This window comes from Klebsiella sp. B345 (assembly GCF_051131735.1).
In the GTDB taxonomy this organism is placed as follows: domain Bacteria; phylum Pseudomonadota; class Gammaproteobacteria; order Enterobacterales; family Enterobacteriaceae; genus Klebsiella.
This window is the reverse complement of record NZ_CP180443.1, coordinates 2,006,920-2,027,216: the sequence shown is the minus strand read 5'-3', so window position 1 is coordinate 2,027,216 and position 20,297 is coordinate 2,006,920. Positions and strand designations below refer to the sequence as shown.

Annotated in this window: 17 protein-coding genes and 1 pseudogene; 11 read left to right on the top strand and 7 right to left on the bottom strand. The window is 55.6% G+C overall.

Annotation, left to right across the window (positions count from 1 at the left end; all coding sequences use genetic code 11):
• Positions 1-2 precede the first annotated feature (2 nt).
• Complete coding sequence (lysA, locus tag ACMYSO_RS09395) at positions 3-1,265, top strand: diaminopimelate decarboxylase (protein ID WP_434670275.1); 1,263 nt, start codon at positions 3-5, stop codon at positions 1,263-1,265.
• On the opposite strand, the gene ACMYSO_RS09390 is transcribed toward lysA, so the two are convergent.
• Positions 1,262-2,260, bottom strand: coding sequence for a LacI family DNA-binding transcriptional regulator (locus ACMYSO_RS09390; protein WP_434670777.1), 999 nt, complete (start codon positions 2,258-2,260; stop codon positions 1,262-1,264). The genes lysA and ACMYSO_RS09390 overlap by 4 nt on opposite strands.
• Before the next feature lie 313 nt (positions 2,261-2,573).
• Here ACMYSO_RS09390 and ACMYSO_RS09385 point away from each other — a divergent pair, with 313 nt between their 5' ends.
• The 4 genes from ACMYSO_RS09385 to ACMYSO_RS09370 all read left to right on the top strand — a co-directional run bounded on the left by ACMYSO_RS09385 (position 2,574) and on the right by ACMYSO_RS09370 (position 6,663).
• The gene (locus ACMYSO_RS09385) at positions 2,574-3,911 is read left to right on the top strand and encodes a PTS sugar transporter subunit IIC (RefSeq protein ID WP_434670274.1); all 1,338 of its coding nucleotides are present in this window, start codon (positions 2,574-2,576) and stop codon (positions 3,909-3,911) included.
• A 7-nt stretch (positions 3,912-3,918) separates the two neighbouring features.
• Positions 3,919-5,346, top strand: coding sequence for a glycoside hydrolase family 1 protein (locus ACMYSO_RS09380; RefSeq protein WP_434670272.1), 1,428 nt, complete (start codon positions 3,919-3,921; stop codon positions 5,344-5,346).
• A gap of 67 nt (positions 5,347-5,413) precedes the next feature.
• The gene (locus tag ACMYSO_RS09375) at positions 5,414-6,187 is read left to right on the top strand and encodes a GntR family transcriptional regulator (RefSeq protein WP_434670270.1); all 774 of its coding nucleotides are present in this window, start codon (positions 5,414-5,416) and stop codon (positions 6,185-6,187) included.
• On the top strand, positions 6,184-6,663 hold the full coding sequence (locus tag ACMYSO_RS09370; RefSeq protein ID WP_434670267.1) for a GNAT family N-acetyltransferase: 480 nt from the start codon (positions 6,184-6,186) through the stop codon (positions 6,661-6,663). Before ACMYSO_RS09375 ends, ACMYSO_RS09370 begins: the two co-directional genes overlap by 4 nt.
• Here ACMYSO_RS09370 and galR read toward each other — a convergent pair.
• Positions 6,624-7,640 (bottom strand): HTH-type transcriptional regulator GalR, encoded by a 1,017-nt coding sequence (galR, locus tag ACMYSO_RS09365; RefSeq protein ID WP_174509725.1) that lies wholly within the window; start codon positions 7,638-7,640, stop codon positions 6,624-6,626. The two genes, ACMYSO_RS09370 and galR, sit on opposite strands and share 40 nt — an antisense overlap.
• 631 nt (positions 7,641-8,271) lie before the next feature.
• Here galR and aas point away from each other — a divergent pair.
• Positions 8,272-10,431, top strand: coding sequence for a bifunctional acyl-ACP--phospholipid O-acyltransferase/long-chain-fatty-acid--ACP ligase (gene aas / locus ACMYSO_RS09360; RefSeq protein WP_434670265.1), 2,160 nt, complete (start codon positions 8,272-8,274; stop codon positions 10,429-10,431).
• Complete coding sequence (gene lplT / locus ACMYSO_RS09355; protein WP_434670263.1) at positions 10,424-11,617, top strand: lysophospholipid transporter LplT; 1,194 nt, start codon at positions 10,424-10,426, stop codon at positions 11,615-11,617. Before aas ends, lplT begins: the two co-directional genes overlap by 8 nt.
• A 49-nt stretch (positions 11,618-11,666) precedes the next feature.
• On the opposite strand, the gene ACMYSO_RS09350 is transcribed toward lplT, so the two are convergent.
• From ACMYSO_RS09350 to ACMYSO_RS09330, 5 genes and pseudogenes are all read right to left on the bottom strand, one after another.
• Positions 11,667-12,707: an NADP(H)-dependent aldo-keto reductase gene (locus ACMYSO_RS09350; RefSeq protein WP_434583246.1), complete on the bottom strand. Its 1,041-nt coding sequence runs from the start codon at positions 12,705-12,707 to the stop codon at positions 11,667-11,669.
• A gap of 220 nt (positions 12,708-12,927) precedes the next feature.
• Positions 12,928-13,146, bottom strand: a complete 219-nt coding sequence (locus tag ACMYSO_RS09345; RefSeq protein WP_004867116.1) for a YgdI/YgdR family lipoprotein — start codon at positions 13,144-13,146, stop codon at positions 12,928-12,930.
• A gap of 250 nt (positions 13,147-13,396) precedes the next feature.
• Positions 13,397-14,110 (bottom strand): TerC family protein, encoded by a 714-nt coding sequence (locus tag ACMYSO_RS09340; protein WP_123756663.1) that lies wholly within the window; start codon positions 14,108-14,110, stop codon positions 13,397-13,399.
• A 63-nt stretch (positions 14,111-14,173) separates the two neighbouring features.
• Complete coding sequence (gene mutH / locus ACMYSO_RS09335; RefSeq protein WP_434670261.1) at positions 14,174-14,869, bottom strand: DNA mismatch repair endonuclease MutH; 696 nt, start codon at positions 14,867-14,869, stop codon at positions 14,174-14,176.
• An 88-nt stretch (positions 14,870-14,957) separates the two neighbouring features.
• Positions 14,958-15,098, bottom strand: a pseudogene (locus ACMYSO_RS09330) (hypothetical protein); the annotation flags it as partial.
• A 453-nt stretch (positions 15,099-15,551) separates the two neighbouring features.
• Here ACMYSO_RS09330 and rppH point away from each other — a divergent pair.
• The 4 genes from rppH to thyA all read left to right on the top strand — a co-directional run bounded on the left by rppH (position 15,552) and on the right by thyA (position 20,247).
• Complete coding sequence (gene rppH / locus ACMYSO_RS09325; RefSeq protein WP_123756667.1) at positions 15,552-16,082, top strand: RNA pyrophosphohydrolase; 531 nt, start codon at positions 15,552-15,554, stop codon at positions 16,080-16,082.
• Between the two features lie 12 nt (positions 16,083-16,094).
• Entirely contained in the window at positions 16,095-18,341 is a 2,247-nt protein-coding gene (ptsP, locus tag ACMYSO_RS09320) for a phosphoenolpyruvate--protein phosphotransferase (RefSeq protein ID WP_434583249.1), read from the top strand.
• 229 nt (positions 18,342-18,570) lie between these two features.
• Positions 18,571-19,446, top strand: coding sequence for a prolipoprotein diacylglyceryl transferase (gene lgt, locus ACMYSO_RS09315; protein WP_434670259.1), 876 nt, complete (start codon positions 18,571-18,573; stop codon positions 19,444-19,446).
• 6 nt (positions 19,447-19,452) lie between these two features.
• Positions 19,453-20,247: a thymidylate synthase gene (thyA, locus tag ACMYSO_RS09310; protein WP_434583251.1), complete on the top strand. Its 795-nt coding sequence runs from the start codon at positions 19,453-19,455 to the stop codon at positions 20,245-20,247.
• Positions 20,248-20,297 lie beyond the last annotated feature (50 nt).

The following is a 20,297-nucleotide window of genomic DNA, read 5'->3' as shown; positions in this document are numbered from 1 at the left end:
CCATGCCACGCTCGCTTTATGCCACCGATACCGACCTGACCGCCGAGCATCTGCTCCGCCTGCCTGCCGAATTTGGCTGCCCGGTGTGGGTCTATGACGCGCAGATTATCCGCCGCCAGATTGCCCAGCTCAGCCAGTTCGATGTGGTGCGTTTTGCCCAGAAAGCCTGCTCTAACATCCATATTCTGCGCCTGATGCGCGAACAGGGAGTGAAGGTGGATTCGGTGTCGCTGGGAGAAATCGAGCGCGCGCTGGCGGCAGGGTATGATCCGCAGCAGCATCCGGAAGATATCGTGTTTACCGCCGATCTGATCGATGACGCGACGCTGGAACGCGTTAAGGCGTTACAGATCCCGGTCAACGCCGGTTCGGTCGATATGCTGAGCCAGCTAGGGGAAGTCTCGCCGGGACATCGCGTGTGGCTGCGGGTTAACCCGGGTTTCGGTCACGGCCACAGCCAAAAAACCAACACCGGTGGCGAAAACAGCAAACACGGGATCTGGTACAGCCATCTGCCGGCGGCGTTGGACGTGATCCGCCGCTATAAGCTGCAGCTGGTCGGGATCCACATGCATATTGGTTCCGGGGTCGATTATGGCCACCTCGAACAGGTGTGCGGCGCGATGGTGCGCCAGGTGATTGAATTTGGTCAGGATCTGCAGGCGATCTCCGCCGGTGGCGGCCTGTCGATTCCTTATCGCGAAGGCGAAGAGACGATCGATACCGATCACTACTACGGTCTGTGGAACGCCGCGCGTGAGCAGATCGCAAAACATCTGGGTCATCCAGTGAAGCTCGAAATCGAGCCAGGCCGTTTCCTGGTGGCGGAATCCGGAGTGCTGGTCTCCCAGGTGCGCAGCGTCAAAGAGATGGGCAGCCGCCACTTTGTGCTGATTGACGCCGGGTTTAACGATCTGATGCGTCCGTCGATGTACGGCAGCTATCACCATATTTCAGCGCTGGCGGCAGATGGCCGCGACCTGCGCGCTGCACCGCTGGTCGAGACCGTGGTGGCCGGGCCGCTGTGCGAATCCGGCGACGTCTTTACCCAGCAGGAAGGGGGCAAAGTGGAAACACGTCTGCTGCCGGATGTGGCGCCGGGTGACTATCTGGTGCTGCATGATACCGGCGCGTACGGGGCGTCAATGTCCTCTAACTACAACAGCCGTCCGCTGCTGCCGGAAGTGCTGTTCGACAACGGCCACGCACGGCTGATCCGTCGTCGCCAGACCATTCAGGAGCTGCTTGTCTTAGAGCAGTGCTAAATAAAAGGTCCCGTCGATACCGAGTCGCGCAATACCAGCGTGCCGGTAAACGGCGGGATCGTTTCGATCGGCTGGTCGTTGGCGAGCTTAATAGCCTGATCGATGGCGGTGGTGATCATGTTATCGATCGGCAGATAGACCGTCGACAGACCCGGCTCCAGCCATTTCGCGCTGGGGGCATCATCAAAACCGAACAACGAAATATCCTGCGGGATCCGCAGCCCTGCCTGGTGCAGCGCCTTCGAGGCGCCTAACGCCATATCATCGTTACAGGAAAACAGCGCGCTGAACGTGGTTTTCTCTGCCAGTAGCTCGCAGCACAGCTCGTAGCCGCGGGTCATTGTCGAATCGCCGTATTTTACTTTTGCCGGGTCCCACGCAATACCGTTCTTTTTCAGAGCGTTGCGGTAGCCCTGTAGACGGGCTTTACCGGTTGGCGTGTGCATCGGCACGGTGATACAGGCGATGTCGCGGTGGCCCTGGTTAATCAGATAATCTACCGCCTGGAAAGCCGCATCTTCCTGTTCGAAGAAGACGCAGCGCTCCCGCGCGAGGCTGACGTCACGGTTAATCACCACCAGCGGTGCTTCAATCGATTCGATCAGCGACATGATCTTTTTTTCGCTCATGTGGCGGGTATAGAGAATGATGGCATCGCACTGGCGGTCGGCGAGCATCTGCACCGCCTCTTCTTCACGCTCCGGCGCATCGTGGCCGTCGGTGACGATCAGCTGTTTTCCCCAGGCTTCCGTCTGACGCGAGGCCTGCTGCAACAGGCGACCAAAGTAGAAGCCATCAAAGGTGGATACCACCAATCCGATGCTGTTGCTTGTGCGGTTCGCCAGTGAACGCGCGAGAAAGTTTGGCCGATATCCCAACTCTTCCATCGCCTTGAAAACCTGTTGGCGGGTGCTCTCTTTTACCTGACCTGTGCCGTTCAACACGCGGGATACCGTCGCTTTAGAGACGCCTGCGCGAATTGAGACATCCAGCATTGTTGCCATTGATCGTTTCCTGATATCACGTGATAGGCCGCAGTTTATCACAGACATTCAGGGGGATATGCGCTCAACACAGAGCAAACAACCATCGCGATCACGCTTTTTACAGGAACTGCACGCCGCGAAAAGTGAACCCGGTTATGCGGTATACCAATATTAAATATTCTAATAATTTGGAATGCCACATTGCGTGTTGAGAGTTGAGTCACAGAACTTTTTACCACCAGTGACTATTTTTTGGTATGCCAAAAGGTGTTTAGCAGTACACCTTGTGTGCTAAAAAGCCCTTAAACCAGAGGTATCCTTTATGGCATTGCAGGAAAAACTGATCGACTCGCTGGGGAGTTTCGCCACGACATTCAACAGCTACCGCTACATCATGGCGATAAAATCTGCTTTTATTACCCTGATGCCGGTGATCATCGTTGGCGCCTTCTCGGTGCTGATTTCAAACATGGTGCTGGATCCGAAGAACGGGCTCGCCAGCTTTCAGTCGCTGTCATTCCTCGCCGCCCTGAAGCCCATTACCGGGGCGATTAACTACGCCACCCTGAACTTCCTGAATATCGGCGCGGTGTTCCTGATCGGGATCGAACTGGGGCGCATCAACGGGATTAAAAGCCTGTTTCCCGGCCTGCTGGCGGTTATCTGCTTTATCTGTGTCACGCCGACCACCGTCGAAATGATGGTCGACGGGCAGATGCGCGAAGTGAAAGATGTCCTGATGCGCCAGTTCTCCGATACCCGCAGCCTGTTCCTCGGCATGTTTATCGCCATTCTGTCGGTGGAGATTTACTGCTGGCTGGAGGCGCGCAAGGGGCTGAAGATCAAGATGCCGGATACCGTGCCGCCAAACGTCTCGGCCTCATTTTCGGCGCTGATCCCGGCGATCATTACCACCACGGCGATCGCCACCTTTGGCTTTATTTTCCATCAGGTCACCGGCATGTATCTGTACGATGCCATCTACCAGGTGGTGCAGCAACCGCTGGAACGCGTGATGCAAAGCCTGCCGGGGATCCTGCTGCTGATGTTTGTCGCTCAGTTGTTCTGGGTTATCGGCATTCATGGCAATCAGATGATTAAACCGATCCGCGAACCGCTGCTGCTGGGGGCCATTACCGTCAACATGAGCGCCTTTGAGCAGGGCAAAGAGGTGCCTAACATCATCACCATGCCGTTCTGGGATGTGTATATGAGCATCGGCGGCTCGGGGCTGACCATCGGGCTGCTGATTGCGGTGATGATCGCCACCAAACGCAAAGAGATGAAAGAGATCGCCAAGCTGTCGATAGGGCCTGGGCTGTTCAATATCAACGAGCCGGTTATTTTCGGCATGCCGATTATGCTCAATCCGATCCTCGCCATCCCGTTTATCATCACGCCGCTGGTAACCGGCAGCATCGGGTACTTTGCGACGGTGACCGGGTTTGCCGGTAAAGCTGTGGTGATGGTGCCGTGGACCACGCCGCCATTGATTAACGCCTGGCTCTCCACCGCCGGTTCGATGGGGGCCGTTGTGACCCAGCTTATCTGTATCGTCACCGCGGTGCTTATCTATCTGCCCTTTGTGAAGATTGCCTCGCGCCGGGCGGAAATTGCCCAGCGTGAAGCCGAAAATGCCCAGATCGCCAACAATGCATGAGGATGTCATGAGCACAAAAAGGATTGCGATTCCCCACGATTTTATTCTGGGAGCGGCCGCTTCCGCCTGGCAGACCGAAGGCTGGAGCGGCAAAAAAGAGGGTCAGGATTCCTGGCCCGATCTATGGTACAAGAACGACCGCCATGTCTGGCATAACGGCTATGGCCCGGCGGTGGCGACCGATTTTATCAACCGCTTTCGCGAAGATGTCCAACTGATGAAGCTGGCCGGGCTGACCCACTACCGGACCTCAATTAACTGGTCGCGCTTTCTGACCGACTATGAAAATGTCACCGTCGATGAAAGCTACGCTGCCTACTACGACCAGCTGTTCGATGAACTGCTGGCCAACGGTATCGAGCCGATGATCTGCCTTGAGCACTATGAGCTGCCAGGGTATCTGCTGGAGCACTACGGCGGCTGGGGCTCGAAAAAGGTGGTGGAGCTGTTCGTGCGTTACGCGGAGAAGGTGTTTGCCCGCTATCACCACAAAGTGACGCGCTGGTTTACCTTCAACGAACCGATTGTGGTGCAGACCCGGGTTTACCTTGATGCGTTGCGCTGGCCCTACGAGCAGAACACCGCAAAATGGATGCAGTGGAACCACCACAAGGTGCTGGCGACGGCGAAGGTGGTGGCGATGTTCCGCGAGAAGGGCTATCGCGGCACGGTGGGCTGTATCCTCAACCCGGAAGTGACCTACCCACGTTCGCAGGCGCCGCACGATCTTCATGCCGCCGAGATGTACGATCTGTTCTATAACCGTGTCTTCCTCGATCCGCTGGTGCATGGCGCCTATCCGCCAGCGTTGTTCGCGTTGCTCGAACAGCACCATGTGCGCTGGGACTACAACGATCGCGAGCTGGCGATTATTCGCGATAACACCGTCGATGAACTGGGGATTAACCTCTATTACCCGCACCGGGTGAAGGCGCCGTCGCGAGCCTGGCATCCGCAGACGCCGTTTCATCCGGCGTATTACTATGAACCCTTCGAGTTGCCAGGACGGCGGATGAATAACTCCCGCGGCTGGGAAATTTATCCGCGCATTGTTTTCGATATGGCGATGCGCATCAAAGACGACTACCGCAACATCCCGTGGTTTGTGGCAGAAAGCGGTATGGGCGTGGAAAACGAAGGGCAGTTTCGGAATAGCGAAGGCACTATCGCGGACGACTACCGGATCCGTTTTATCAGCGAACATCTCTGGCAAACGCTGCGTGCGCGGGAGGAGGGGGCCAACTGCCACGGCTATATGCTGTGGGCCTTTACCGACAATGTGTCGCCGATGAACGCCTTTAAAAACCGCTACGGGCTGATTGAGATCGATCTGCAAAACCAGCGTGCACGGCGGCCTAAGGCCTCCGCCAGCTGGTTCAGTACGTTAGGAGAAAGACGCGAACTGACGCTGGATATCGACGATGAGTGGCGCTAGCCCGGCGTAAACTTTGCTAAGATAGCGCCGATATGGATTCCCTCGCAGACAACGCACAGGTGATATTGTGGAGAAGGCTATCATTCCGCCGGAAAAGAAACCCTACCAGGAAATTGGTGATGATTTACGCGCACAGATTGCGCAGGGGCGCTATCCCGTTGGCTCGCGCCTGCCGCCGGAACGCAATATCGCCGAAACCTATGGCGTCAGCCGGACGATCGTCCGGGAAGCGCTGTTGATGCTGGAGCTGCAGGGAACGGTCGATATCCGCCAGGGGTCCGGGGTCTATGTCATGCGCATTCCGCACGAGGACGACAGCGAGGAAGAGCAGATGCTGAGCAGCGACGTCGGGCCGTTTGAAATTCTCCAGGCGCGTCAGCTGCTGGAGAGCAACATCGCCGCTTTCGCCGCCAAAATGGCCACCCGCGCCGATATCGATAATCTCAAACGTATTATCGAGCAGGAGCAGCGGGCGATTGCGACCAATGACACGGCCCAGGATAACGCCCGCCTGTTCCACCTGGTGCTGGCCGGGGCGACGCAAAACCAGATGCTGCTGGCGACCGTGGAGCGGATCTGGCTGCAGATGGACAGCAGCCCGCTGTGGCAGCAGTTTAATGTGCATATTGCCAGCCGTGCCTACCGTCTGAAGTGGCTCGGTGAACGGCAGGCGATTCTCGCTGCGCTACGTCGGCGCGATGTGATGGGAGCCTGGCAGGCGATGTGGCAGCACCTCGAAAACGTCAAAAACAGTCTGCTGGAGCTATCCGATGAAGATGCACCGGATTTTGACGGCTATCTGTTTGAGTCCGTACCTATTTTTCAGGGAAAGCTGGTATGACAATCCTGCCGCTGTATGCCGCACCGCAGCACGCGGAGCAGGTGACGGATTGGTTGTGGCAGGCCTTCGGCGGGGAGACGCTGCCGCGGCCCTTTTTTGCCAGCATCATTGCGCACAGTCAGGAGCCAGAGGCATTACCGATCACCTTTATCGCCGTCGAGGGTGAGCGGCTGTTGGGAACGGTGGGGCTATGGCGCTGTGATTTAATCAGCCGCCAGGATCTGTTTCCGTGGATGGCGGCGCTGTACGTTGCCGAGGATGCGCGCGGCCAGGGACTCTCTGGGGCACTGCAGCAGCAGGCGATCGACTATGCCCGCCAGCGTGGGTATCCGCAGCTCTATCTTTACTCCGGCTGCCGCGATTTTTATGAGCGTTTTGGCTGGCACTATATTGGCGAAGGCCTGGATTACCCGGCCACCGCCGTGAGCCTCTATCGCTACGATTTATCGCTTTCCGACGGCGCGCTGACCGAGTGACGGCGAACCAGCGTCGGGCTGAACAGATGAGTGATTTCCGGTGCTGGGCGTTGATCAGCCAGCGCCAGCGCCAGTTCTGCGGCCTGAGTTGCCATGGTGACGATAGGGTAACGCACGGTGGTCAGCCGTGGGCGAACATAGCGTGAGATCAGCACATCATCGAAGCCAATCAGTGAAATTTCCCGCGGCACATCAATACCATTGTCATTAAGCACGCCCATAGCACCCGCCGCCATTGAGTCGTTATAGCAGGCCACGGCGGTAAAATTGCGCCCGCGTCCCAGCAGTTCCGTCATCGCCAGTTCACCCCCGCTCTCATCAGGCTCAGCAAAGGTCACCAGCCGATCGTGACAGGGTAAACCGCTCTCTTTTAAGGCGTCGTAATAGCCCTGCAGGCGGTCTTCGGCATCGGAAATCGCGTGGTTGGAGCACAGATAGCCGATGCGGGTGTGTCCCTGTTGGATCAGGTGACGGGTCGCCAGCCAGGCACCGTAACGGTCATCCAGCGCGACGCAACGCTGTTCAAAGCCCGCCAGTATACGGTTGATCAGCACCATACCGGGGATCTGTTTCATCAACCCGGCGAGCTCGTCATCAGGGATCATTTTGGCGTGAACAACCAGCGCCGCACACCGATGGCGGATGAGTTGTTCAATGGCCTGGCGCTCTTTCTTCACGCTGTGGTAACCGTTGCCGATCAGCAAAAAATTACCGGTGTGGTAAGCCACCTGTTCGACGGCTTTGACCATCGCGCCGAAAAAGGGATCAGACACGTCACCGACTACCAGGCCAACGGTTTCTGTCGACTGCTGGGCAAGCGCGCGGGCATTGGCGTTGGGATGATAATTCAGCGTTTCCATCGCCGCGGTAACAGACTGGCGCGAGGTTTCACTGGCCTTGGGGGAGTTATTAATAACGCGGGATACGGTAGCGACGGACACTCCAGCGAGTCGGGCTACATCCTTTATTGTCGCCATACCTGACCTTTTATAGGGTAAGCGTTTACATAGAGGTTATGTTACGGGAAAGCTCGGCAGATTCAAGGCTGGCGGCATCTGGTATCACGCAAATGTGATACAGATTTGCCTTAACGGTGAAAAAGTTACACCGCGATAAAGTGCGAGGAAGGGGAATGAAACCGGGAAGGGAAGATTCACACCTTTGGTTACACTTTGCGATTAGCTGTTGCGAATGTTCGCTGGTTTATCCATTCAATGCATTGATATTCTGGCTATCCCAGAGGTATTGATAGGTGGAGTCAACGTTACGTTGGCCACTCTAATTACACCAGCCTGCGCAGATGCGCAGGTTTTTTTTTGCCCGCCGTTCCCCCTTGTTACAGTTACCGAAAATGGCAATAACTGGTTGCACTTAGCGTTATTCCCTTGCGTTTTATCGCTGGTGCGTCAGGGGCAAAAAACAGGACAATCAGGGTCCCAGAGGTATTGATAGGTGAGTTTTTAAGTACGCATTTCGTACTGATTATCTTGCACCAACCTGCGCAGATGCGCAGGTTTTTTTTATCCTGAATTCCGCGCCCTACACTGCATTTCCCACCTCTTCTCGTGTAACCTGCTTTGACTTACTCACCGGTCAAATGGAGTTGTTATGCTGTTGGCATTTTTCAGGTTGCTGTTCAAAGGGTTGTATCGGGTCAGATTGACCGGTGACACGCAGTCCTTGCAACAACAAAAGGTCTTGATCACCCCGAATCACGTCTCTTTTATCGATGGGATCTTGTTAGCCTTATTCCTGCCCGTCAAACCGGTCTTTGCAGTTTACAGCTCTATCAGTGAGCGCTGGTTTATGCGGGCGTTAAAGCCGATCATCGATTTTGTCCCGCTGGATCCGACCAAGCCGATGTCGATTAAGCATCTGGTGCGACTGATTGAGAAGGGGCGACCGGTGGTGATTTTCCCGGAAGGCCGTATTTCAGTCAGCGGCTCGCTGATGAAAATCTATGACGGCGCGGCTTTCGTGGCGGCGAAATCACAGGCGACGATCGTTCCGCTGCGTATCGAAGGCGCAGAGCTGACCCCGTTCAGCCGCCTGAAAGGGCTGGTGAAGCGCCGCCTGTTTCCACGCATTCAGCTCCATCTACTGCCACCAACCCGCATTGAGATGCCGCAGGCGCCTCGCGCTCGCGACCGCCGTAAAATCGCCGGTGAAATGCTGCATCAGATCATGATGGAAGCGCGCATGGCGGTTCGCCCGCGGGAAACCCTGTATGAATCGCTACTGGCAGCGCAGGATCGGTTCGGGGCGCGTAAAAACTGCGTGGAAGACATTAACTTTACGCCGGATACCTATCGCAAACTGCTAACCAAAACCCTGTTTGTGGCGCGTATTCTGGAAAAATACAGCGCTCAGGGTGAGAAAATTGGCCTGATGTTGCCTAACGCCGGCATCAGCGCGGCGGTAATCTTCGGCGCCATTGCCCGCGGGCGTATCCCGGCGATGATGAACTATACCGCAGGGGTAAAGGGACTGAGCAGCGCTATTACCGCCGCCGGGATCAACACCATTTTTACCTCCCGCACTTTCCTTGATAAAGGCAAACTCTGGCATCTACCAGAGCAATTGACGCAGGTACGCTGGGTCTTTCTGGAAGACCTGAAAGGCGACGTCACGACCGGCGATAAACTGTGGATCTTCGGCCATTTGCTGGCGCCAAAGCTGGCGCAGGTGAAACAGCAGCCAGAAGATGCGGCGATAATCCTGTTTACCTCCGGCTCGGAAGGCCACCCGAAAGGGGTGGTGCACAGCCACAAGAGCATTCTTGCTAACGTCGAGCAGATAAAAACCATTGCCGACTTCACCGCCAACGACCGCTTTATGTCGGCGCTGCCGCTGTTTCACTCCTTCGGTCTGACCGTTGGCCTGCTGACCCCGCTGTTTACCGGTGCTGAAGTGTTCCTTTACCCCAGCCCGCTGCATTACCGCGTGGTGCCGGAGCTGGTTTACGATCGCAACTGTACGGTGCTGTTCGGCACCTCAACCTTCCTTGGAAACTACGCGCGCTTTGCCAACCCGTATGATTTTTATCGTCTACGCTACGTGGTAGCCGGAGCGGAAAAGCTTCAGGAGAGTACCAAGCAGCTGTGGCAGGACAAATTTGGCCTGCGCATCCTCGAAGGCTACGGTGTCACCGAATGTGCGCCGGTGGTGTCAATTAACGTGCCGATGGCCGCGAAGGTGGGAACCGTCGGGCGCATTCTGCCGGGGATGGATGCCCGCCTGCTGGCAATGCCGGGCATTGAAGAGGGCGGCCGTCTGCAGTTAAAAGGGCCGAACATCATGAACGGCTATCTGCGGGTTGAGCAGCCTGGCGTGCTGGAAGCGCCAGCCGCCGAGAATCAGCATGGTGAAATGGAAACCGGCTGGTACGACACCGGGGATATCGTCACCTTTGATGAGCAAGGCTATGTGCGGATTCAGGGGCGAGCCAAACGCTTTGCGAAAATCGCCGGTGAGATGGTGTCGCTGGAGATGGTCGAGCAGCTGGCGCTGGCGCTCTCTCCGGACAAGATGCATGCCACGGCGATTAAGCAGGATGCCAGCAAAGGTGAGGCGCTGGTGCTGTTTACCACCGATGATGAACTGAACCGTGAAAAACTGCTGCGCTACGCCCGCGAACATGGCGTACCGGAGCTGGCAGTACCGCGCGACATTCGCTGGCTGAAGCAGCTTCCGGTTCTCGGCAGCGGTAAGCCGGACTTTGTCACTCTGAAAGGCATGGTTGAAGAGACGGAACATTCGCATGAGTGAGTCAGTACACACTAACACTTCGCTGTACTCGAAAGGCATGATGGCGGTCATCTGCGCTCAGTTTTTCTCGGCCTTTGGTGACAACGCTCTGCTGTTCGCCACCCTGGCGCTGATGAAGCAACAGTTCTATCCGGACTGGAGCCAGCCGGTGATGCAGATGTTGTTTGTAGGTGCTTACATACTCTTTGCGCCGTTTGTCGGACAGTTCGCCGACAGCTTTGCTAAAGGGCGGGTGATGATGGTCGCCAACGGCATGAAGTTGGTTGGTGCTGGCTGTATCTGCTTCGGTCTCAACCCGTTTATCGGCTATACCCTGGTGGGGATTGGCGCTGCTGCTTACTCACCGGCCAAATACGGCATCCTTGGCGAACTGACCACTGGCGATAAGCTGGTCAAAGCCAACGGCCTGATGGAATCATCCACTATTGCGGCGATTTTGCTGGGGTCCATGGCCGGCGGGATCCTTGCCGACTGGCACGTGCTGGCGGCACTGGCGATCTGTGCGCTGGTGTACGGTGCTGCGGTGATCGCCAACCTGTGGATCCCGAAACTGCCAGCGGCGCGCCCCGGGCAGTCATGGCGTTTCACGCCGATGACTCACAACTTCTTCAGCGCCTGCCGCACGCTGTGGCGCAATGGCGAAACGCGGTTTTCCCTGATGGGGACCAGCCTGTTCTGGGGGGCTGGCGTGACCTTGCGTTTCCTGCTGGTGCTGTGGGTTCCGGCGGCGCTGGGCATCACCAGTAACGCCATGCCGACCTACCTCAATGCGATGGTGGCGGTAGGGATTGTGTTGGGGGCCGGGGCGGCGGCGAAGTTGGTTACGCTGCAAACGGTCTCTCGCTGCATGCCTGCCGGGATTTTGATTGGTGTGGCGGTGATCTTTTTCACCGTGCAGCACGCACTGTTGCCGGCGTTTGGCCTGCTGTTGCTGTTGGGTATCTGCGGCGGTTTCTTTATCGTGCCGCTCAACGCGCTGCTACAGGAACGCGGGAAGCATACGGTTGGCGCAGGTAATGCTATTGCGGTGCAGAACCTCGGTGAAAACGTGGCGATGTTGCTGATGCTGGGGCTCTATTCGCTGGCGGTCAGCATCGGTATTCCGGTGGTTGGTGTCGGGATTGGTTTTGGCGCGGTGTTTGCGCTGGCGATCGCCGCGCTGTGGATCTGGGGACGGTGCAAATAAGTGCCTGTGTTTACCCGGGCTACAGCCGGTAGCCCGGGGCTTTCCCTTCTTACGGTGCCGGGTAGGTATACACCTGATGCACCGCTTCAATCTCTGCCAATACCTCAGCGCTCAGCTCAAGATGCAGGCTCTCGACGTTGGTCTTAAGCTGATCCATCGTGGTTGCGCCCAGCAGGGTACTGGCGACAAACGGCTGACGGCGTACGAAAGCCAGCGCCATCTGAGCCGGGTCAAGATTATGACGTTTGGCGATATCGACATAGGCCGCGACCGCTTTCTGCGTCTGCTCACCGCTGTAGCGTGTGAAGCGGCTGAACAGCGTATTGCGCGCCCCGGCCGGTTTCGCGCCATTCAGGTATTTCCCGGTCAGCGTACCGAAGCCCAGGCATGAGTATGCCAGCAGCTCCACGCCCTCATACTGACTGACTTCCGCCAGGCCCACTTCGTAGCTACGGTTGAGCAGGCTGTAGGGGTTCTGAATGGTCACAATGCGCGGCAGGTCGTGTTTGTCCGCCAGGTGCAGGTAGCGCATGACGCCAAAGGCCGTTTCGTTGGAAACGCCGATATAGCGGATTTTACCGGCGCGCTGGAATTCGGTGAGTGCTTCGAGGGTATCGAGCAGCGTCACCACCGGCGCGGAGTCGCTCCAGCTATAGCCCAGTTTGCCGAAACAGTTGGTCGGGCGCTGCGGCCAGTGAACCTGATAGAGATCGAGATAGTCGGTTTGCAGACGTTTCAGACTGTCGTGCAAGGCATCGCGGATATTTTTACGGTCGAGCACATGGTTAGGGCGAATGCTGCTGTCGCTGTTCCGCGCCGGGCCGCTGACTTTAGAGGCGAGAATGAGCTTTTCGCGATTTCCGCGTTTCGCCAGCCAGTTGCCGACGTAGGTTTCTGTCAGCCCCTGGGTCTCCGGGCGCGGTGGGACAGGGTACATCTCAGCAACATCAATCAGGTTAATGCCCTGACTGACCGCGTAGTCGAGCTGTTCGTGCGCGTCGGCCTCGCTATTTTGCTCACCAAACGTCATAGTGCCCAGCCCAAGCGTACTAATCTCAAGAGAACTGTGTGGGATACGGTGATACTGCATAGCCGGCTTCCTTTTTTATTAACAAGGTCAGGAGTTCCCCGACAAAGGAGTATCAACATGGCAGAGGGGAAGAAAAAGAGGAAGTAAAAAGATCAAAAAAGCCGGGCTTTCAGATTCCGCAAGCGTGATGCGGCGGATGTATCAGAACGTCCCGACTCTTTTATTAAGACGATACGGCGATGTTACAAGCGACGCCACGAATGCGTGCCGCTGAAGCGTGTTAACGTTTAATAATCTGTGAAACGTCATCGCGATTGATCTGCATTTTGTTGCCTTGCTGATCTTCGTAGCTGATAAGACCGGTGTCATCATCGACGGCCGGCTTGCCATCGGTCAGAATCATGCGTCCATCTTTCGTTGCCATCACGTAATCGCTGCTGCAACCGGAAACCGAGAACGCCAGTCCTACGGCGGAAATCAATACTGCCCATTTTTTCATCGTTATTACCTCTTTAATACCCAAAATAATTCGAGTTGCTTGTAGGCGGCAAGGCCGTAAATCCTCAGGAGCTTACTCAGGTAAGTGACTGGGGTGAACGGGCGCAGCCAACACCCAAGCAACTTGAAGGATGAAAGGTATAGATGGTCGCACCTCACACCAGTGTATTAATAGCCTGATTTGTGAGACATAAAAAGCAGTTAAGTCTTAAAAAAGATTACAGCCCAGGTTTGGGCTGTAATTTTGTGGGTTACAGCGGATTTTTTTTGTTGCGCAGCAGGTTAAGACTTTCGACGGCAATCGAGAAGAACATCGCGAAGTAGATGTAGCCTTTCGGGATATGTATCTCGAAGCTTTCCAGCATCAGGGTAAAGCCGACCAGAATCAAAAATGACAGGGCCAGCATTTTTACCGACGGGTGTCGGTCGACGAAATCGCCGATTGGACGAGCGGCGAACATCATGACGCCGACGGCAATCACCACTGCAGCCATCATGATAAACAGGTGATCCGACAGACCCACGGCGGTAATGACCGAATCGAGGCTGAAAATAATATCCAGCAGCATGATCTGCACGATCGCCCCCATAAATGAGTGGACGTTGGTTTTGAGCCCTTCTTCCTCGCCTTCTATCGACTCATGGATCTCTTTACTGGCTTTCCAGATAAGGAACAGTCCGCCGAGCAGTAAAATCAAATCGCGAAACGAAACTTCATGGCCGAGCACGCTAAACAACGGGTTGGTGAGCTTAATAACCCAGGCAATAGAGGCCAGCAGCGCCAGGCGCATTATCATCGCGCCCATCAGGCCGATTCGTCGCGCGTGAGCACGTTGAGCGGTCGGAAGTTTGGCGACAACCAGAGAGAGGAAAATAATATTATCAATCCCGAGCACGATTTCCAGCAGCGTCAGTGTACCGAGCGCCAGCCAGGCGTTAGGGTCGGTTATCCATGCAAATAACATTGTTCAAAGTCCAGCAAAAAAGAAAGTCGTAATTATATGCAACCCGGCTGGCAGAACAAAAATTTAATCGTGGCGTAGAAGAAAATGGCGGGCCAACAGGGCGGCGGTAAAATTCTTCTTCAGATAAAAACCCCGGGGCAGCGTGAGAATGGGTTCGCCGTGTGCGCCAATCGCTTCGGTTAGCGCTTTGCTGTTGGCGGCTTTTGGGCGCAGCTGCAGCACCTCGCCGTGACGGGCGGTGATACGCTCAACCTGGCCGAGGACGATCAGATCCATCAGCTCCTCCCAGTCCATTCGCAACTGACGATCTTCTTCCTCGTTTGGGGTCCACAGCAGCGGCGTGCCGACACGGCGTTGTGCCAGGGGGATCGCCCGATCGCCCTCTACCGGCACCCACAATACCTGTTTGAGCTTATGACGCACGTGGCTGCTTTCCCAGGTCACACCGCTGTTACCGGTCAAGGGGGCGACGCAGACAAAGGTGGTTTCCAGCGGGCGACCCTGGCTATCGACAGGAATGGTTTTGAGCTCGACGCCCAGCGTCGCGAAATCCTGCTCGGGCTTGCTGCCGGCGCTGGCGCCAAGCCACATCTCCAGCAGAATGCCGATCCACCCCTTATCGCGTTTTAAATCGCGTGGGATGGGAATGCCCGCCAGTGCCGCCAGTTCACCCAGCGAGTAGCCCGCCAGCTGCTGGGCCTGGGCCAGAAGTTGCTGTCGGGTTTGCGGTGGTGACGTCAACGGCGCGATGGCGGTCATACGATGAGTTTCCTGGTTAAAAAATGAACGCTAAAATAGCGCGTTGTGGACAGAGTTTACCTTTTCTTGAGTAACTATGACAATATGATGATTCATATGGTTTTTTTTTGATTTTTTTGTCGTTATGAAAATGATGGAAACAGGTTTTCCAGAACTGGTCACTGGCAATGAACAGGATCTTACACCATGTTATCCACAGAAAAATGGGATAACTGGGGAAAAGCCCCACTACTGTTTCCATTTACAGCCTTGACGTGCGACGAAAATCGAATTTTTAGACAAAATGTGCCCAGTGAGCTCGCATAATCTGTGGATAAAATCGACATTGTTCGATCTTTCATCAGTTCCAGGATTGCATGTGTGATGATCATCACGTTATGTTGCAATTATTGAAATATATATGTGCTAACATGATGAATATAATGCCATTATTAAATGATGTTATCCGTAAGCGGTTCAGACTACTCCGGGTTTTCCCTGGGTAATTCCATACTTCTTCACAACTCTATCCACAGAAAAAGTGAATAAAATGGGGCTGCGATCGCTTTCACTGTTTATAACTCTGCTGATTACTGTGAGTTATTCAAATGTTATTCGATCGCACAGTGGCAACAGAGTGGTTTACCGTTTACAGCGAGTGTGAAACAATCGTTCACATTGAAGATTATTTTGAGGTAGTCCGGTGATTGATGACGATGGCTACCGCCCAAATGTCGGTATTGTAATCTGTAATCGTCAGGGCCAGGTCATGTGGGCCAGACGCTATGGTCAGCACTCGTGGCAGTTCCCGCAAGGGGGCATTAATCCAGGGGAATCAGCCGAGCAGGCGATGTACCGGGAGTTGTTTGAAGAGGTTGGGTTAAGTCGTAAAGATGTACGAATCCTGGCTTCTACCCGGAACTGGTTGCGTTACAAATTGCCTAAACGTTTGGTGCGTTGGGACACAAAGCCGGTTTGTATCGGCCAGAAACAGAAGTGGTTTCTTCTGCAGTTGATAGGCAGTGATGCAGAAATCAATATGCAAACCAGTAGTACACCTGAGTTTGATGGTTGGCGATGGGTAAGTTACTGGTACCCGGTTCGTCAGGTGGTGTCGTTTAAGCGCGACGTGTACCGCCGGGTGATGAAAGAGTTTGCCAGCGTCACCATGTCGCTGGCAGAAACGGCACCTAAACCGCAAAGCGCGCCTGCTTATCGACGCAAAAGAGGTTAAGCCACGCACATTATGCTCACTCGGTTACGAGAAATCGTCGAGAAAGTCGCGAGTGCGCCACGTTTAAACGAGGCGCTGGATATTCTGGTCACAGATATCTGCCAGGCGATGGAAACGGAAGTCTGTTCGGTCTACCTGGCCGATAACGATCGACGATGCTACTACCTTATGGCCACTCGCGGGCTGAAAAAACCTCGCGGGCGTACCGTTGCGCTCGCCTTTGATGAAGGCCTTGTTGGCCTGGTTGGCCGCCTGGCCGAGCCTATCAACCTTGCTGATGCGCACAAGCACCCCAGTTTTAAATATATTCCGGCCGTTAAAGAGGATCGCTTCCGCGCGTTTCTTGGCGTACCGATAATCCAGCGGCGCCAGCTGCTGGGCGTGCTGGTGGTGCAGCAGCGCGAGCTGCGCCAGTTTGACGAAAGCGAAGAGTCGTTCCTCGTCACGCTGGCAACGCAGATGGCCGCCATTCTCTCGCAGTCACAGCTGACGGCGTTATTTGGCCAGTATCGACAAACTCGCATTCGCGCGCTGCCAGCATCTTCTGGTGTCGCGATTGCCGAAGGCTGGATGGACATTAGCCTGCCGTTGATGGAGCAGGTCTATGAAGCCTCGACGCTGGATACCGCTTCTGAACGCGAACGTCTGACCGGCGCGCTGGAAGAGGCGGCTAACGAATTTCGTCGCTACAGCAAGCGCTATGCCGCCGGGGCGCAAAAAGAGACCTCGGCAATCTTTGACCTCTATTCACACCTGCTGTCTGATGCCCGACTGCGCCGCGAGCTTTTTGCCGAAGTCGATCAGGGCGCGGTGGCCGAATGGGCGGTGAAAAAGATCATTGAGAAGTTCGCCGAGCAGTTTGCCGCGCTGAGCGATGGCTACCTGAAAGAGCGTGCTGGCGATCTGCGTACGCTCGGCCAGCGCCTGCTGTTCCATCTCGATGACACCATCCAGGGCCCCAATACCTGGCCGGCTCGCATCGTGCTGGTGGCGGATGAACTCTCGGCGACAACGTTGGCAGAGGTTCCTCAGGACCGGCTGGCGGGTGTTGTTGTGCGCGACGGGGCCGCTAACTCCCACGCGGCAATCATGGTTCGTGCCTTAGGTATCCCAACGGTGATGGGCGCCGATATTCAGCCCTCGCTGCTTCACGGCCGCATGCTGGTGGTGGATGGCTACCGCGGTGAACTGCTGGTGGATCCTGAACCGGCGCTGTTGCAAGAATATCAGCGGCTGGTCAGTGAAGAGAACGAACTCAGCCGCCTGGCCGAAGACGATCTTGAACGGATCTCAGAGCTAAAAAGCGGCGAGCAGGTCAAGGTCATGCTGAATGCTGGCCTGAGCCTCGAGCATGAAGAAAAGCTCGGCAACTTTATCGACGGAATCGGCCTGTATCGCACCGAAATACCGTTTATGCTGCAGAGCGGCTTCCCGTCGGAAGAGGAGCAGGTTGCCCAGTATCAGGGCATGCTGCAGATGTTTAATGAAAAACCGGTAACCCTGCGTACGCTGGATATTGGGGCCGATAAACAGCTGCCGTATATGCCGATCAGCGAAGAGAACCCGTGCCTTGGCTGGCGTGGGATCCGCATTACCCTCGATCAGCCGGAGATTTTTCTCATTCAGGTTCGCGCCATGCTGCGTGCCAACGCCGCCACCGGCAACCTGAGTATTTTGCTGCCGATGGTGACCAGCCTGGATGAGGTGGATGAAGCTCGACGGCTGATCGATCGTGCCAGTCGCGAAGTGGAAGAGATGATTGGCTATGCCATCCCGCGTCCGCGTCTTGGGGTGATGCTGGAAGTCCCGTCGATGGTCTTTATGCTGCCGCATCTGGCCAGCCGCGTCGATTTTATCTCAGTCGGTACCAATGACCTGACCCAGTACATCCTGGCGGTCGATCGCAACAATACCCGGGTTGCCAGTCTGTACGATAGCCTGCATCCTGCGGTACTGCGGGCGCTGTCGATGATTGCACATGATGCCGAACGTTTCGGCATCGACCTGCGGTTGTGCGGTGAAATGGCGGGTGACCCGATGTGTGTGACGATTCTGATTGGTCTCGGCTATCGCCATCTCTCGATGAACGGCCGTTCGGTGGCAAGGGTAAAATATCTGCTGCGCCGAATCGATCTCGAGGAAGCGCAAGAACTGTCGCGTCGTAGTCTTGAAGCGCAGATGACGACGGAAGTCCGTCATCAGGTGGCGGCCTTTATGGAGCGCCGTGGCTTAGGCGGTCTGATCCGCGGCGGCCGGTAGCCTTACTTCCGGGTAAGGCATTGACGCCGCAACCCGGGAGAACCTCACCGATTGAATCGTCTGCAGCACGATGGTCGTTAGCATCCGTATACATATCTTTTACAACAACGGCACGGCCAGTGAATTAACCTTATGTTATTATTCGCCCCCTTGGAGCACCCGCATAGCTCGGGCGTGTATGATGACCGCTGTCCACTTTCGGCGGAATAACAAGTCTTTATGGTGACAGATGAATAGTGGCTACCTGCATTTTCCGGAGTTTGATCCGGTAATATTTTCCGTTGGGCCGGTTGCCCTCCATTGGTACGGCATGATGTATCTGGTCGGGTTTGTTTTTGCGATGTGGCTGGCCACCCGTCGGGCTAATCGTCCGGGCAGCGGCTGGACCAAAAACGAAGTCGAAAACCTGCTGTATGCCGGATTCCTTGGCGTCTTCCTCGGCGGTCGTATCGGTTACGTTCTGTTCTATAACCTGCCGGTCTTCCTGCAGGATCCGCTGTATCTGTTCCGCGTCTGGGATGGCGGAATGTCGTTCCACGGTGGCCTGATTGGCGTCATCCTGGTGATGATTATTTTTGCCAAACGCACCAAACGCACCTTCTTCCAGGTATCCGATTTTATCGCGCCGCTGATCCCGTTTGGCCTTGGCGCCGGACGACTGGGCAACTTTATCAACGGCGAACTGTGGGGCCGCGTTGACCCGAGCTTCCACTATACGATGATTTTCCCTGGCTCACGGGCGGAAGATCTGGCGCTGTTGCCATCACATCCGGAATGGCAATCGCTGTTTGATACCTACGGCGCGCTGCCGCGTCACGCTTCACAGCTGTACGAGCTGGCACTGGAAGGGATTGTGTTGTTCCTGATCCTGAACCTGTTTATCCGCAAACCGCGCCCGACGGGCTCGGTATCGGGCCTGTTCCTGATTGGCTACGGCCTGTTCCGCATTATTGTGGAATTCTTCCGTCAGCCGGATCAGCAGTTCACCGGTGAGTGGGTACAGTACATCAGCATGGGCCAGATCCTTTCCATTCCAATGGTGCTTGCGGGTATCATCATGATGGTCTGGGCTTACCGTCGCCGTCCGCAGCAACAAACTTCTTGAGGAACCATGAAACAGTATCTTGATTTGATGCAGAAAGTGCTTACAGAAGGCACGCAAAAAAATGACCGCACCGGTACCGGCACGATCTCTATTTTCGGCCATCAGATGCGTTTTAACCTGCAGGAAGGTTTCCCGCTGGTGACGACCAAACGCTGTCATTTACGCTCCATCATCCATGAGCTGCTGTGGTTCCTCCAGGGTGACACCAACGTCGCGTATCTGCATGAGAACAACGTCAGCATCTGGGACGAATGGGCCGATGAAAATGGCGATTTGGGGCCGGTCTACGGCAAACAGTGGCGCTCCTGGCCTGCGCCAGACGGCCGCCATATTGACCAGATCAGCACCGTGATGGATCAGCTGAAAAACGACCCGGATTCGCGCCGTATCATCGTTTCTGCCTGGAACGTTGGCGAACTGGACAAGATGGCGTTGGCGCCGTGTCATGCGTTCTTCCAGTTCTATGTCGCGGACGGAAAACTCTCCTGCCAGCTCTATCAGCGTTCATGTGATGTGTTCCTCGGCCTGCCGTTTAACATCGCCAGCTATGCGTTGCTGGTGCATATGGTGGCCCAGCAGTGCGATCTGGAAGTGGGTGATTTTGTCTGGACCGGCGGGGATACCCACCTGTACAGCAACCACCTCGAGCAGACGGATCTGCAGCTGAGCCGCGAGCCTCGTGCACTGCCGAAGCTGGTTATTAAGCGCAAGCCGGCGTCGATTTTCGACTACCGCTTTGAAGACTTTGAGATCGAAGGCTACGACCCGCATCCGGGAATTAAAGCGCCGGTGGCGATTTAATTTACGCCGAATTCGACGTGACAGGAAACAACAACCGGTGCCAGTGGCGC